Source organism: Nostoc sp., assembly GCF_036917515.1.
In the GTDB taxonomy this organism is placed as follows: domain Bacteria; phylum Cyanobacteriota; class Cyanobacteriia; order Cyanobacteriales; family Nostocaceae; genus Nostoc.
Genome location: NZ_JBALDE010000036.1, coordinates 1 through 15027, shown reverse-complemented (window position 1 = coordinate 15027; position 15027 = coordinate 1). Strand labels below are relative to the sequence as shown.

Genomic DNA, 15027 nt, shown 5'->3' with positions numbered 1-15027 from the left:
CAAATGCTCTGAATGCGGTAACTAAAAAAGACATTATTGGATGGTTCACCCACTGCTGTTACTATATTGCACCCAACTGAGAACCGCTATATTCAGAAACACCGGCTCCACCCAACAACCCATCATAAATGAAAATACAGCAGTAGTAGCCTCTGTCCCAACAAAAGAAGATAAAGCAATCCCTAAATACGAACACATTTTTGTCATTATTGAAGAAAACAAGTCCTACGAGCAGATTATTGGCAACTCCAATGCACCAATAATCAATCAACTAGCAAAAACTTACGGCTTGGCTAGCAACTTCTACGCTGAGGTTCATCCCAGCGAGGCTAACTACCTTGCTATTTTAGGTGGTAGTACTTTTGGTATCCATGACGATGACGCTTTTTATTGTCAGGTTAGTAGTTTCAACATGTTTTGTCATAATTTTCAAAAATCTGACTATGTTAATCACACTATCGCCTCTAAAAGCTTAATCGACCAACTAGAACAGAAAGGTCTAACGAGTAAGGGATACTTTGAAGACATTCCTACCCCAGGTTCTAAAGCGGTTGTTGCTCCTAGCTGGAACCGTACGCTGTATGCCTCAAAGCATAACGGTTTTATCAACTTCAAAAAAGTACAAGACGATCTTAATTTGTCAAGCAAGATTGTGGGTTTTGACCAGCTTGCTACTGACCTAAAAAGCGGCAATGTTCCCAATTACAGTCATATTATATTTAACCAATGCCATGAAATGCACGGTTTACAAGAGTGTCCCAACCTGCAACAACTAATTAAAACTGGTGACACAATGATTGGTGAAGTTGTCAAACAAATCACCACCTCAAAGCTTTGGGCTGCGTCAGAGAATAATGCGATCGTCATTACTTGGGATGAAGATGACAATCCACGCAACAAAAAAGGCACTCAAGGTTGTTGCGGTTTTGATCCCAAAAGTAATGCTAACTTTGGTGGTGGTCACATTGCGACTATTGTAATTACTAACCACGGTTTACGGAGTGTAGTAGATAAAACACCCTATAATCACTACTCACTGTTGCGAACCACCGAGGATGCTTTTGGGATCTACGAATACCTGAATCTGGCGGGCGATACAGCCAAAGGAGTCAAACCGATGACAGGGCTATTTGCTAAACAAAAATAGGGATGGAGAAATGGGGGAGATGAGGCAGAGTCAGCATAATTCGTAATTGATAGTGACGCTCTCTCAAGACGCTACGCCTAGCTTGCTTCTTTGCAGGAGTACGAATACTCGAAGAAACTGCGAAGACAGTAATTCATAATTATTACCCCACAACTGAAGTTGCTTACTCTGAAATAAAGAATAAATTTATTTGTTTCCATAAAGGCTCAACTTTTAGCCTCAAAGGCTCAACCTTTTCAATCCATACTCCCCCACTCCCCCCTCCCTTATTCCCCATGCTGCCCCAACACTCGTATGATCGAGATATCAGGAAAACGTAACAGCCAGATTTTTACCGCAAAACATGGGCAGTATTTGGGAAATCGATTTTTACTCCCGTCCGATTTTGGACGCTAATCAAAAAAAAGTTTGGGAAGTCTTAGTCTGCGAAAGCCCCTTGGATATCGGCACAAAAGCAGATTCTTTGTTTCGTTATGCTCAATATTGTCCCAGTACCCAGGTAAATTCGGGCTGGTTGCGGACAGCATTGCAGGAAGCTATTAACCAAGCTGGAAAAGCACCAATAAAAATCCGCTTTTTTCGCCGTCAAATGAACAATATGATTACAAAAGCCTGCCAAGATATAGGCATTCCCGCCCTGCCTAGCCGCCGCACTTTGGTTCTCAACCAATGGTTAGAACAGCGCATGAAAGAAGTGTATCCTCAAGAGGTAGGGTATCAAAGGGGGACAAATCCCTCAGTCCGCTTGGAGAAACCTTTGCCGCAACGTTTACCAGATGCTTTAGAAGGACAACAGTGGGTATTTGTTACTTTAGATGCTGCGGATTTTGCTGATATGCCAGAGTGGGAAATTGGCTTTGGTGAAGCTTTCCCTTTAGAGTTGGCGAAAGTTTCACCAGAAGCCCGTATTCCTGGTATTTTGATTTTCTCATCAAGAGCGTTGCCCTTGGCTGGTTGGATGTCTGGTTTGGAGTTAGCTTTCTTAAGATTTGACGCCAGCGAAGAGGCAAGATTGCTTTTAGAAACTGGTGTAACTGAAAGCTGGATTGTAGCAAATATCAAAAAACCTCAAATTTTAGCAGAAGCTAAAGGTTTTGAAGCAGCCAAGCAAAAAGCGAATGGAGTACATTTTATCGGTGTACAGTCCGATCCCAAAGCACAATCTTTTGCTGGTTTTTGGCTGTTGCAAGAGGTTAATCTGTGAAAATAGAGAATGGGGAGCAGAGGAGCAGAGGAGAATAATCAATACCCAATGCCCAATGACTAATGACTAGATCCGTTAAGACATGACAATGATTTGGGATAATTAACTGCGTCCATCAGTGTCGATCTGCGGTTCCAAATCGTAACTGTAAGGAAACACTGATGATTTTTGGATAGTTATCTGCGTTCATCACTGGAAAGTGCGTAGGCGTAGCCCGTCGTAGACATCGCACTTCTGTTGAGACAGCGTTGATATGCGGTTCAAAATCCACAATTTACTAAGGGTCATGGGTTCTGAAAATTTGTCACAAGATACACTAGCCGAACAGTTGCTGGAACTAGCTATAAAATCTGGAGCAGAAGCTGCTGAGGTGTATCAGTCGCGATCGCTTTCTCGTCCCGTGTTTTTTGAGGCAAACCGACTCAAACAGCTAGAAACTAACCAATCTGAAGGTACAGCACTACGGCTTTGGCGAAACGGGTGTCCGGGACTGACGGTGGCTTACGGTTCTGTCTTAGCCGAAGTAATGGTGGAAAAAGCTCTGGCTTTAAGTCAACTAAATCAACCGGAAACTGTCGAATTAGGCTCTAACTCTCAGCCTGACTACCCCGATTTAGGAGAAAGTTTACCGATAGAGGTTTTAGTGGACTGGGGCAAAGAAGCAATCGCACTCATCCGTGATGCCTATCCCGAAGTTGTATGCAATGGTGACTGGGAATGTGATATTGAAACCACCAGACTAGTCAACACCAAAGGTTTAGATTGTCACTATACTGATACTACCCTCAGCTGCTATGTATCAGCAGAATGGGTACGTGGTGATGATTTTTTAAGTGTTTCTGATGGTCAAACCAACCGGGGGGAACTCGAACCAGAGAGATTAGCTAATCAAATTTTACAACGGTTAATTTGGGCCAGAGAAAATATCTCACCTCCCACTGGTCGCGTCCCGATTTTGTTCACTTCTAAAGCCGCCGATATGCTTTGGGGTACTGTACAAGCCGCTTTGAATGGCAAGCGAGTTTTAGAAGCAGCTTCACCTTGGGCAGAACGTTTGGGTAAGGAAGTAGTTGCACCCAGTCTCACCATTTACCAAGATCCAGAAGCTGGCCCTTACAGTTGCCCTTTTGATGATGAAGGCACTCCTACTCAATCTCTGGTATTTATCCAAAACGGCACTTTACAGCATTTTTATCGCGATCGCACTATCGGCTCCCAACTGGGTACTGACACCACTGGAAATGGTTTTCGCCCTGGTTTAGGTAGCTATCCCACCCCTGGTTTATTTAATTTTCTCATCCAGCCAGGTTCGGCATCGCTACCAGATTTGATTCAACAACTAGATAATGGTTTAATTGTCGATCAAATGTTAGGTGGTGGCGGCAGTATTTCTGGAGATTTTTCGATCAACGTCGATTTAGGCTACCGCGTCCAAAATGGTCAAGTAATTGGGCGTGTTAAGGATACGATGGTTGCAGGTAATGTTTACACAGCCCTGAAGCAATTGGTTACACTAGGCAACGATGTTGATTGGAATGGTTCTTGTTATACTCCGTCTTTGATAGTAGAAGGGCTATCTACCACGGGAAGAAACAATTAAATAATTCGTAATTCGTAATTAGAGACAGGAATTATGTAGTAACGAATTATACATAAAATCTCAAGGAAAGTGAAGTACACAACGATTCGTCTCTAAGTCAGATATAAAACCTGTTTTACTTCTGTTAGCCCAGCCCATTCTAAAATTATGCTGTATTTTACCTACGACTTTTAAAACATCTTCTAAAGATTCCACCGAACAGCTTTTTAGCAAAGATTTGTAATAAAAAATCCCAAATCTAAAATCCAAAATTGGTATGAATCAGCGTTTTCGCACCTGGTGGCAGCCTAGAAGAGATTTAGCGATCGCCCAGCACTGGTAGAGGTAGATTATTGGTACCCATAGCTAATCCTGAAACAGCAGGTGTTTTATTACAAATAGCTACTGCTATTGCCCGCGAGCGCCATTTGATGCATCGCCCCTTCAAGTCTACTACTGTAGTTGCTCTGCCAGTGCAAGCTAATTCAATCGCCGAAGGTGTGATTAACCTAGTGCAAACCGAAGGTTACGATGTTGTAGTTTTGGGAGCTTCCCGCGAGGGATTGCTACAGCAGGCGATTCAAGGTAATATTCCCGAAGCGATCGCCTCTGGTGTAGAAAGTACAGTGATTTTGGTTAGAGGTGCGATTCAAAAGTAAAAAACGTAGATTTTAGTGATTTTTTTAATGATAAAATACACCAATAATCAGAGTAACAATTATTGGTATTAAGATTGGAATAGCAACTATAAGTCCCCACTTACCAAACTTAATTTCCTCACCCTCAGATTTTAGAAACGCAATCCAACCTACAACTCCCATCAAAACCCAAAGAAACCCAAAGGCAAGAAATATAACAAATATTGAATCTTCCATTTTTTTAACAAATTTTCTTAAATTGTAACTAATTACCACTAACTAACTTTGCTAAACTTGCACGAAACTGGCTAAAATCAAAAGCTTCAATAGTTTTTTGTTGTAAGTATTTTGGTTGGTAAATTACTCGATTAGAGCAATTGCCTTGCAGGATTTGAATTAGATTGTCGGCAATTTCTTCAATGTTATCAGGATCGACCAAACATCCCAACTTTCCGTTAGCCAAGGGATCTATAGAACCATCTTGATTACCCGCCAATACAGGTTTCCCACAAGCTAAAGCTTCTAGAAAAACAATTCCAAATCCTTCTTTTTTACTAGGTAGAGCAAAAACATCGCAGAGATTGTAATGATCGCACAATTCTTTATCTGGAACAAATCCGGCAATTGTCACACAATCTTGCAGATTTAAGTTGGTAACTAAAGCTTTAATTCGAGGTATATCATCTCCTTTCCCTGCAAGAATGAAATGAACATTAGGGAGATACAACCGCACTTTAACTAAAGCGTGCAGGATTTGGTCATAACCCTTGTATTTTGCCGTGCTTCCCAGCCGCGTTACTGTTAAAATTACAGGTTGTTCAGCTGTTAAATTATATCGCTTGAGTAAGTAAGTAGGTTTAGGGTTTATTTGAAAATGACTGGCATCAAATGTATTAGGTAAAATAACTATTTTCTCGGAATCAATATTTATATCTTGAAGCAAGCGCTGGCGAGTGTAATTACTAACACTAATAATTTTATCTGCTTTTTCTAAAGCGAATTTTGTTGCCTTGTTTTCGATATCCCAAACTTCTAAGCCATGAGCAACTACCCAGTAAGGAATTCCAGTAAAAATTTTTATAATATAACAAACAATCGCATAGTTTACATGAGTGGAAATTACTATAATGGGATTTTGAAGAATAGCCAAAATAATTATTTTCGTGGTAAAAAAAATTGATTGTAATAATTTTGGTAAATCTCCAAAATAATGAAATCTTGTTGAACTTAAAAACTGCAATTTATCTGTCTGGGTTAAACTATACTTATCATATTTTAAAAATACATCATAATCAGCCTCAGGATATATATATTGTAAAGCTTTCAGCAAAAATTTTGAGTAAACTTGAATACCTCCCTTGAAATCAAATATATTCGGAAATATTAAATAAAGATGAGGTTTAGTAATCATACATTTTTTGACATTTTAACTAATTTCAGGTTTTAATTGCATGACAATATCTTTTCGATAATTGATAGCTGCTGCTATAAAATAAAGCTCAATAGTTGTAAAAGTATAGTCTTCAGCAAAAAAATCTATCATTTGAGACACTAAAAACAGAATAATCGGAACAGTAATTAAAGGATTAGCATATTTAATTTTAAATGCTATTTGTGCGAGGAAATTAGTCAATAGTAATAATCCAGGAATTCCTTGTTCTGCTGATGTATTTAAAAATATATTGTGTGCGTGATAACCTTTTTTTCCCCAAACTTTCACTCCTATTTGGTCTGGAAAAACCCCTATACCTATACCAGTCAGTGGTCTTTTAATAGTTTCATTAATAGCTGCCTGCCAGATTTGAAACCTTGACAAACTTGTTACTACAAGAGTGTGAGGCTTTTTTTCGTTTGGATTTACTAAATTTGAATTTTCTAAAAATACATTAATTAATGGGAATATTTTACTATCTGCCAAACCAAGTCTCCATGTAGAAACTGGTACAGTTAAAATACATAAAAATAATAAGCTTATTAGATAAATCATTTTTCTAAAATTAATAATTTTATATATAAACAAAAGAAACATCCCAATTAGAAAAATTAACCAACCATTTCCGCTGGCAGATAAAGCTAAGGAAATTGTAAAAATTAATTCGCTTATATTTAATTCAATTTTAGAAATTTTATGCTGTTTTTCTAAAATCAGACTTAAACATAATCCAATGGCTACCATAACCCCAAATTGATTAGGGTTTTGCATAATTGAACCAATCTCAGGATAAAAGCTAGGAAACTTTAATAATTTAAAAATCCAGTTGTTGGGAAAGAAAACCTCTAAAAAACCCAAACCTGCAATTATCTGTAGTAAGTGCAATATGCAACGATAATAAAATATTGAATATGGTGTTACTATTTTTTTAAATATTAATATTAAAAAAGCAAAAAGTAGTATGTAATAAGTTGAGTATTTGAGACTATAAGTAATAGCAATATTTGGAAACTCGCTCATTAATGAGGACAGCCACATCCATAAATACATTAGACTTATAGATATCAAAATTATTTTATGCTTTTTAACAACTTCTGGTATCTCTTTTAAAGAGAAACTAATGATTCCCAAGCTAAATATAGGAAGTAATAAATAATGAATACCAATATTTATTCCTGGAAATTTCACTCGCCCTAAAAGTGAAGAAAATAGGATGAGAACGAAAAATATATTATTAATCATAACCTTTTATTTAGAGATATTTTTTTGACAGGAGAAAAAATACATAAACCTACTTTTGTAGGTTTATAGATAGATTTTTATTTTTTTCAAGCTATAATCCTGAGCACGTAAAAAATATTATTATAATCCAGTCTTCACCAATATCATCTTTTGAAGCTAGGATTAATCTCAGATTTTTGCACAGCTAAATATTCTGAGATAGAACCCGAAAAAGTTGCAATCTATCCCAACGAATGTACACTATCAGATATTTTTAATTAATCATCTGCCAAATTTTGAGAATGTTCTCCCCACTTCCACCACCAGCAATGGTTTGTCCATCTGGGCTAATGGCAACTGCATAAATATATCCAGAACCTGTTTCCAAAGTGCGGATTTCCTTTCCTGTGACTGGGTTCCAAAGTTTGATTGTCTTGTCACTACTGCCACTTACAAGGGTAATACCATTTGAACTTACGCTCGGTACAAAGGCAACAGAATTAACCTTATCATTATGTCCCTTCAAAGTGTGGATTAACTTTCCTGTTTTCAGATTCCACAATTTAACTGTCTTGTCTTTACTGCCACTGGCAAGCATGACGCCATCGGGAGCAAAAGCCACTGAAAGAATCGACTCTGCATTTCCCTCTAAAGTGCGGATTAACTTTCCTGTGCCCAGATTCCACAATTTAATTGTTTTATCCCAGCTACCACTGGCAAGGGTTTTGCCATCAGGACTGAAAACGACAGATGCAACGCCATTGGTATGTCCCTCTAAAGTGCGGATTAACTTTCCTGTCTCCAGATTCCACAATTTTATTTTCATATCCTTACTAGCACTGCCACTGGCGAGGGTTTTGCCATCAGGACTGAAAGCTACGGAAGTAACTCCGTCGCTATTTCCCTGTAAGGTGCGGATTAACTTTCCTGTCTCCAGATTCCATAGTTTGATTGTCTTATCCGCACTGCCACTAGCGAGGATTTTGCTATTAGGACTGAAAGCTATAGTCCAAATCCAATTGGAATGTCCTTCTAAAGTGCGGATTTCCTGTCCATCTGTCAGATTCCATAGCTTGATTGTCTTATCATCACTGGCACTGCCAAGGATTGTACCATCAGGACTGAAAGCTACGGAATTCACGTCACTAGAATGTCCCTTGAAGGGTTTGGGTAGATAAGAATTTTCTGAGACATTTTTTTGGGGCTGAATAGGCTGAGAAATAGGTTCAGAAACCTCGCTGACTGTATGGGGACGAGACTGAAAATACCAAACTCCCCCTAATCCCAAGACCAAAATGCTAGAACCTAACAGCAGTTGACTTTTCAGATTGTTATTTGATTTTGGTGAAACTGGCCCCTTGTTTGCTGGGGTAGCTGCAAATGTTGGTGTAAGTATAGTTGGGGGCACTGATGACAATGGTGGTAATTGAGGTGTCAAGTCAGTGATGACTTCATCAGCTGATTGATAACGCTTTTGGATGTCTAGTTGCAACAGCTTATCCAAAACTTCACCCAACTCTACAGATATAGAAATCCCTTCCCTACCTGGACTGGTTAAATGTTGCCGCCAAGATGCAACCCAACCATAACCCTGGTATATCCACAGTTGAGATGGACGAACTCCAGTCAGAAGATGAAAACAAGTAGCCCCCAAACTGAATAAATCACTGGCTGGGTAAGCTTTTCCATCTTGCATCTGTTCAAGTGCAGTGTATCCGTGTGAGCCAATAACAGTGCCCATTCTAGTCTGCACTGCTGCTGTCAACAGCTTAGAAGCTCCAAAATCAATTAGGATTAATCGTCCGTCACTTTGACGGCGAATAATATTCTGTGGCTTGATATCCCGATGAATTACTCCCCGCACATGGATAAACTTCAGTATCGGCAGTAAATCTAACAAAAGTTGGCGAATTTCTGTTTCGTTATAGTTTGCCCGCGTTTCCGATTCTTTGAGCAAGTTTTGCCCATTGATAAACTGCTGAACCAAAAAGAGATAGCTATTTTGCTCAAAATAAGCTAATAAAGTTGGAATTTGCGGATGTTCTGCTAGTTCTTGAAGTCGGCTCGCTTCTTGTTTAAATAATTCAACGGCCTTTGTTAGCGGCCCAGTTCCCTGAAGTTTTGGCGCAAATTGCTTAACAACACAGCATTCATTCAGTTTGTGTACATCTTTTGCTAGATAGGTTCTACCAAATCCGCCTTCGTCTGATAAAACCTGAGTGGGACGATAGCGACCTCCTAGCAGGGGTATCAATTCCGCTCTACAACTGTGGCAATAGTTGTTTTTATCAGGATTTAAGGGTTTTTGGCAATCGGGATTCACACAACAGAGCATACTGGGAATCCATTTCAGTTGGGGTATATATTCATCTTAAGTCATACAGTATAATCTCTGTTGTTAGTAAATATCACTGAGACACTATATAAATCAACAATTTCCTTACCTCATCAGGTATTGAACAATTTAGATAATTTGCAAAAAATTGTGTTTGAGCGATGCCTTTTGACGAATTGATGGGCATCAGGTCTGCTTGTATATTATATCTGTGTGAGCAATTTAGTCAGGTTTACAAAAATACCTGGGCAAAAATCCGAAAAGCAGCAATTTAAGTTTGTAGCTCAGTATATACCTACGAAATTGAGATTTCCTCTATTAGTCTGAATTGAAAATATAATTTTTCTGATTTAATTGTGGTAACTATTTGGATATGTATTATATACAAATTCATCTGATTACAGGCGATGCCTTTAGCGAGCCGCTAAGGTATATACGCCAAATTTCCCTTTCCGTTTAAATAACTGCTACGATTACAACAGTAACTATTATTAATTTTGTATTTTAGGAATAGACAGAATTAGGAGCAAAATTATGCTATTAAAAAACAAAAACTATTATCAAAAATTAAGCCATGTTTTAATTTTTTGTGTGAGTAATAGTTTGTTAATTACAAGTAATGTGCTGCCTATAAGTGCTTTGGTAAAATCTCAAAGCTCTCAAGACTTTATAATTGCTAAATCACCAGATGAGAGACAACCAGAAGCAGTAAAAAAAGGAATTGAGCAAATTCCTGCTTCTGAGGCATCAATATCTCCAAGACGGAAAACGCCTATTGAGTCACCAATACAGCAGACTCCTCGTGTATCGTCTCAGAGAGAAAATTCTCAACGAACTTCTAGCGTTTCAGATAATAGCTCTACTTCGAGATCGTCTAGACGTAGGACTTATAACTCAAATTCTAATCGTTCCAATGGTGGTGGTGCATCTAGATCGTCTAGAGCTAGAATTGCTAACTCAAACGCCAATCGTTCTAATGGTGGCTCAGGGAGAGTTCGCAAGCCAAGTTCTAATGTCGCTACTAGGAACCAAAATCTCGATAATTCAGCGCTTTCTTCATCTGCAACACCAACTTACAAAGAAATTAACTTTGTAGATGTTGCATTAGGTATTTTGAGTAAGAGTGACTTTCAATCTGAAGGTAGATATTTTCAATTCTATAAGTTTGAGGGTAGAGAAAATCAATTAGTTCAAATTAGGCTGATTGGTAGTAATGATACACGTAGATCCAATAACTTGAGTTTAAAACCCTTGTTATTTCTGCACGATCCTGATAATAGTATCATCGTTAAAAAAGGTGCTTTGGATAAAAACAGTGGTGGCGATGATGCATTTATTTTTGCGCGACTGCCTAAGAATGGCACTTACAAGATTGCAGTTACTAGTCAAGATCCTGGAGATACAGGTCGCTATAGCTTGGCTCTCAGGAATGACAGAGCTAGCTATACTTTAGATGAATCAGGGCAACTAACTGCCAAAAGCTCAACCCTGAAACAAAATGGAGGCGCTTACAATGTTTCTAATTTTCAAGGTAAAAAAAATCAGCTTATAAGTATTCGTGTAGATAGCGTTGATGAAGAGTTTTCTCCTTACGTAGCTTTGCTAAATTCTAAAGGACAGACGATCGCTATCGATAAAGACAAAGATAAAAGTGGTGTCTACAGTGCTTTAATTGACCGAGCTAGGTTGCCTGAAGATGATACATACTATATAGTTGTTACTTCCAAAAATCCACAGGAACGTGGTAAATATAGATTGACTATTTTTTGAAATAATTACCGATTCTGGTGTCGAGACTATTGTACGAGTGGATATTGCCCGGAATGTTTTCTTTACTTACCGTAATAGTCTCGATACTATTGCACAAAGTTTAGTTAAGGGTTATTGGTGTAAATAATTGGTCTTTTAAGATGCGATAAATCGCGTCTCTATATGAGGGTTTTATAGCTCATTCTGAACTGTAAAAGAGATTGAGGAATGGGTAAGAGTGTGGAAAAATTATGGAATTCTGCTTCAACTTTTCCCAAATTTTGTCAAAAATTCCTAATCCCCAGTCCCAGAACCAAGAGTGCTGCTAACCATCTCAGATGTTCGGTGTGTTAGGACTTCTGTCCATAATGCACCCCACCAGATTTTGCAATTAAACACCTACCTCAAAGGAGATAGACAAAGTAGCAACATCAGTGGTATAGACTTCTACTGTTTGCGTGCTACCACCGCGTTCGCCCTTGGCGTTGGCGTTCGCGAAGTGTCTTGTTGGCGTAGCCTCTTCGATAGGAGAAGAGAAGCCATCACTTCTCACGTCATTAAGAAAATCACTGATAAAATCAAGTGGTGATTTTGTCTGCGATCTATTCAGTTGTAATGGTTGTTCACCTTGATTATTTAGTTCTGCGGCTATAAATTGCAATATCTTTACAGCTTTGTGAAGTGGCTTACGACTAACAATTACTATTGCTTCCCCAGTTCCTTTGTCGATAGCTTTTAACTTTAATTCCTGAGGATTGCCAATGAGTTTTGGTTTTTCTGGCTCTAATTTCATTGATTCTTCTGGTGCATTCCATTGGTATGGAAATAAAACCATTAAGTCACCAGTAGAATCTACTAATAAAGCTGTTAAGTAGAAAGTTTCAAGAGAGTGGTTGGTTACTTGAAACTGAAACAGTTGCGAAACGAATATTTTATGAGAATATAACTCTTGGGATACACGCTGGTTATTTCTACCTTGTCTTGTAGAAGTTTTAGCAATGATTTTATTTGGTTCGTCTACTAAATTCATTACGACTTCTACATCTAAATCTGAGGAATTTGTATTTAAAGTTTTCCTAACAATGTATGCGGCTACAAGTGATTTAATTTTAGGTTCTAAACGAGTAATCGCCGCCGTCACTGTTTCTTTACCTTTGCCAAAGGATTGAGCTACTGGTTCTAGTCCTGACGTGAATAAACCAAAACTACCTACTGCTGGTAGATTTACTTGTTTATGTTGCTGCATTTTTTGTTTATAATCAGCGGTCATCTGACTGAAAATGTATTGTACTTCTTGCGGATATAGTGTTTTTCCTGGCTGTACTGATACAGCTTCAGTGCGATTGATAGCTGAGATTGCTGCTTTTGCTGTATTCGTTTCTTTACCCAATGAAAGGTCTAAACCGATACTTAACTTCAAATCGGCTGGCACTACGCGACTTAATTCTTGTAGCAGCATTCCTGGAATTAGGGAATCAATGGTTCCCTTTTCTATCAGTTGTGCTTGTGCTGTTAATCCACTACGCGATCGCAACTTCACTTTTCCTGAATGTCCTGTTTGATTGACAATGGTGAAAGTCGCCCCTTCTCCAAAAGCTTGCAGATTTTGGGCTTCTATTCCTCCTAACCACAATGTCGCCTGTTCGCCTTGTCCGTTGATAATGACTGCATCTGTAGGCGGAACGTTTTTATTAACAAAATATACTGGCTGATTCTGATTGCCATCTGCAAGGGGAACATGACCGTAAAGCTTTTTTACTAAAGGAATAATCTGAGCGATCGCTTCACTCACATTACTCGTTTCCTGCCAGAGATACTGAGTCAATGTATAAGTAAAAGCACCTGCAAAAAACCCATCAAAAAGGACATCTGCGGCTTCTTCATCGCGTTGTGCTGCGGCAATTACTACTCCTTTGGCTACTCCCTGACAGCGCCGTTTGGCGAGTTCTTCGGCAGAAAGTTGCAGTTGCTTCATCCAGCGTTCTTGATAGGCAATTTCTTCATGACTGGGTTTTAAATTCTCACCGGATACAGAGCGGATGATAAAATTACCGCGAGTACCACCGCCAGAGTGACAACTATCCAGCACCACCGTAACATTCTCAGTCTTCAATGCCGACATTAGTAGAAACAGCGTGCGCCCCATAATATCTGGTACATAGTCATTTTGCGGTGCATCTGGAACTACGAATGTGCTGTTATATTTGTCATTGAATTGCTGATTTTGACAATTCTGAATCGGGCTAGGGTCAGGTAGTCGGGAACCATGACCGGAAAAATGAAAAACGATTACATCTGTCGGTTTGGCTTGCTTAATTAAATGTTCTTCAAACGCTGTTAAAATATTGCTGCGGGTTGGCTGCTTGTTTGCAGGTTCATCACTTGTTAAAGAAAGGATATCGCTGTTGTTAAAACCAAAACGATGAATTAATAATTCTCGTTGCAAGTCTACATCGGTTTTACAACCTTGCAGGTTACTAAATCTACCGTTGGTTGGGTAACGATTAATTCCCACCAATAGCGCTAGCTTGCGAGGAGTATTTTGCGCCAGAACTTGAGCGTAACGGTTTCCTTGGTTAATAACATCAAGATAGTTTAATCCCAAGGTAGTTAAAGTTGAACTTGCAAATTGTAAGAAATAACGGCGAGAAATCATACTCTTCTATATCTTTTACAATAAAGTACTTATGTAAAAATCCTCTAGTCTATTAAATTAGTGAACAGTAAAGGTTATCAGGCGTATGGTGGGGGATTTAAACCCACCACTAATGCCTACCACCAATTGGTGGGGAGATTGTTACCTTATTATTTAACGTGAGTTTGACAAAACTAAAAAATGGCAGGAGGTAGTGCAGGCAAATCTTTTGAGTAAATGTCAATTGACGGTTTTTTGGGCAAAATCAACTGCGGATTTCTAAGCTGCACCCATCAAGGTTATCAGAATCAAACTTATTCTTGTATATTATAGTAAGTCTAGCGATTTACAGTAGATTAAGGTATAATTCTTCTCTCAATCAGTGTCCCCAATTAGTTTATGAACACTGTCTACATTTGTGATTTAGACGGTACATTGCTTGGAGATAATGCAATTCTTTCTTCGTTCAGCATGAAAGTACTTCACGAACTCTTGCATCAAGGACTACAGTTTACTGTAGCCAGTGCGCGCAGCGTCGTTTCTATGCAAGTGATGCTGAAGGGTTTGAATCTTCGTCTCCCGGTTATCGAATTTAATGGTGCTTTTATTTCTGATTTGGATTCTGGCAAACACGAAATCATTAATTCTATTTGTCCTGATGTAGTTGAAAGTATCTACAAACTTATTCTGGAGTTCGGCTGTGTTCCGTTTGTATCTAGTTTTAATGGCACGGAAGATTGCGCTTACTATAAGGATGTAATCAACGATGGTATGCGTTGGTATCTTAACGATCGCCTAATAAACAAAGACCGTAGATGGCAAGCAATTTCCGATTTGACGCATTCTTTTGGGGATCAAGTTGTTTGTCTAACAGTGATTGGTCACGCACAGCAACTGCTCGAACTTCAAGGTGCGATTATTGAAAGACATGAAACTACCGTAGAGACACACTTGATCGAGAACCAATACTCTCCGGGGTGGTACTGGTTAACAGGGAGCATCCCTCTTTGGCGAAAACATCAAATAGCAAGTGTTCCGTTGAGGTAAGCACAACGAACAGAAAGTATTGAATTAACGTTGTCAACTT

At 38.8% G+C, this 15027-nt stretch carries 10 protein-coding genes and 1 pseudogene; 6 read left to right on the top strand and 5 right to left on the bottom strand.

Annotated features, from left to right (window positions below):
- Positions 1-40: 40 nt before the first annotated feature.
- The 4 genes and pseudogenes from V7K89_RS04525 to V7K89_RS04510 all read left to right on the top strand — a co-directional run.
- Positions 41-1147 carry an alkaline phosphatase family protein gene (locus V7K89_RS04525; protein WP_335184753.1) on the top strand — a complete coding sequence of 369 codons (1107 nt, stop codon included), beginning with the start codon at positions 41-43 and terminating at the stop codon, positions 1145-1147.
- A gap of 343 nt (positions 1148-1490) precedes the next feature.
- Positions 1491-2351, top strand: a complete 861-nt coding sequence (locus V7K89_RS04520; RefSeq protein WP_335184751.1) for a Tab2/Atab2 family RNA-binding protein — start codon at positions 1491-1493, stop codon at positions 2349-2351.
- A gap of 286 nt (positions 2352-2637) precedes the next feature.
- Entirely contained in the window at positions 2638-3951 is a 1314-nt protein-coding gene (locus V7K89_RS04515) for a TldD/PmbA family protein (RefSeq protein ID WP_335184748.1), read from the top strand.
- Positions 3952-4376: 425 nt separating this feature from the next.
- Positions 4377-4589: pseudogene (locus V7K89_RS04510) on the top strand (universal stress protein); the annotation flags it as partial.
- Between the two features lie 24 nt (positions 4590-4613).
- On the opposite strand, the gene V7K89_RS04505 reads toward V7K89_RS04510, so the two are convergent.
- The 4 genes from V7K89_RS04505 to V7K89_RS04490 all read right to left on the bottom strand — a co-directional run bounded on the left by V7K89_RS04505 (position 4614) and on the right by V7K89_RS04490 (position 9556).
- The gene (locus tag V7K89_RS04505) at positions 4614-4805 is read right to left on the bottom strand and encodes a hypothetical protein (protein WP_334852838.1); all 192 of its coding nucleotides are present in this window, start codon (positions 4803-4805) and stop codon (positions 4614-4616) included.
- A gap of 28 nt (positions 4806-4833) precedes the next feature.
- Positions 4834-5979 carry a glycosyltransferase family 4 protein gene (locus tag V7K89_RS04500; RefSeq protein ID WP_335184746.1) on the bottom strand — a complete coding sequence of 382 codons (1146 nt, stop codon included), beginning with the start codon at positions 5977-5979 and terminating at the stop codon, positions 4834-4836.
- Between the two features lie 15 nt (positions 5980-5994).
- Positions 5995-7242 carry an O-antigen ligase family protein gene (locus tag V7K89_RS04495; RefSeq protein WP_335184744.1) on the bottom strand — a complete coding sequence of 416 codons (1248 nt, stop codon included), beginning with the start codon at positions 7240-7242 and terminating at the stop codon, positions 5995-5997.
- A 253-nt stretch (positions 7243-7495) separates the two neighbouring features.
- Complete coding sequence (locus V7K89_RS04490) at positions 7496-9556, bottom strand: serine/threonine-protein kinase (protein WP_335184742.1); 2061 nt, start codon at positions 9554-9556, stop codon at positions 7496-7498.
- Positions 9557-10090: 534 nt separating this feature from the next.
- Between V7K89_RS04490 and V7K89_RS04485 the strand changes: the two genes are divergently transcribed.
- Positions 10091-11326 (top strand): pre-peptidase C-terminal domain-containing protein, encoded by a 1236-nt coding sequence (locus V7K89_RS04485; protein WP_335184740.1) that lies wholly within the window; start codon positions 10091-10093, stop codon positions 11324-11326.
- A gap of 370 nt (positions 11327-11696) precedes the next feature.
- Here V7K89_RS04485 and V7K89_RS04480 read toward each other — a convergent pair whose 3' ends face one another.
- Positions 11697-13961: a caspase family protein gene (locus V7K89_RS04480; RefSeq protein WP_335184738.1), complete on the bottom strand. Its 2265-nt coding sequence runs from the start codon at positions 13959-13961 to the stop codon at positions 11697-11699.
- A gap of 378 nt (positions 13962-14339) precedes the next feature.
- Between V7K89_RS04480 and V7K89_RS04475 the strand changes: the two genes are divergently transcribed.
- A complete protein-coding gene (locus V7K89_RS04475; protein WP_335184736.1) occupies positions 14340-14987 on the top strand; it encodes an HAD family hydrolase in 648 nt (215 codons plus the stop codon).
- Positions 14988-15027 lie beyond the last annotated feature (40 nt).

Excerpts from the sequence above, each read along its gene's own strand:
- V7K89_RS04525 (WP_335184753.1), top strand. The coding sequence starts at position 41 with ATGGTTCACCCACTGCTGTTACTATATTGCACCCAACTGAGAACCGCT.
- V7K89_RS04520 (WP_335184751.1), top strand. The coding sequence starts at position 1,491 with ATGGGCAGTATTTGGGAAATCGATTTTTACTCCCGTCCGATTTTGGAC.
- V7K89_RS04515 (WP_335184748.1), top strand. The coding sequence starts at position 2,638 with ATGGGTTCTGAAAATTTGTCACAAGATACACTAGCCGAACAGTTGCTG.
- V7K89_RS04505 (WP_334852838.1), bottom strand. The coding sequence starts at position 4,805 with ATGGAAGATTCAATATTTGTTATATTTCTTGCCTTTGGGTTTCTTTGG.
- V7K89_RS04500 (WP_335184746.1), bottom strand. The coding sequence starts at position 5,979 with ATGATTACTAAACCTCATCTTTATTTAATATTTCCGAATATATTTGAT.
- V7K89_RS04495 (WP_335184744.1), bottom strand. The coding sequence starts at position 7,242 with ATGATTAATAATATATTTTTCGTTCTCATCCTATTTTCTTCACTTTTA.
- V7K89_RS04490 (WP_335184742.1), bottom strand. The coding sequence starts at position 9,556 with ATGCTCTGTTGTGTGAATCCCGATTGCCAAAAACCCTTAAATCCTGAT.
- V7K89_RS04485 (WP_335184740.1), top strand. The coding sequence starts at position 10,091 with ATGCTATTAAAAAACAAAAACTATTATCAAAAATTAAGCCATGTTTTA.
- V7K89_RS04480 (WP_335184738.1), bottom strand. The coding sequence starts at position 13,961 with ATGATTTCTCGCCGTTATTTCTTACAATTTGCAAGTTCAACTTTAACT.
- V7K89_RS04475 (WP_335184736.1), top strand. The coding sequence starts at position 14,340 with ATGAACACTGTCTACATTTGTGATTTAGACGGTACATTGCTTGGAGAT.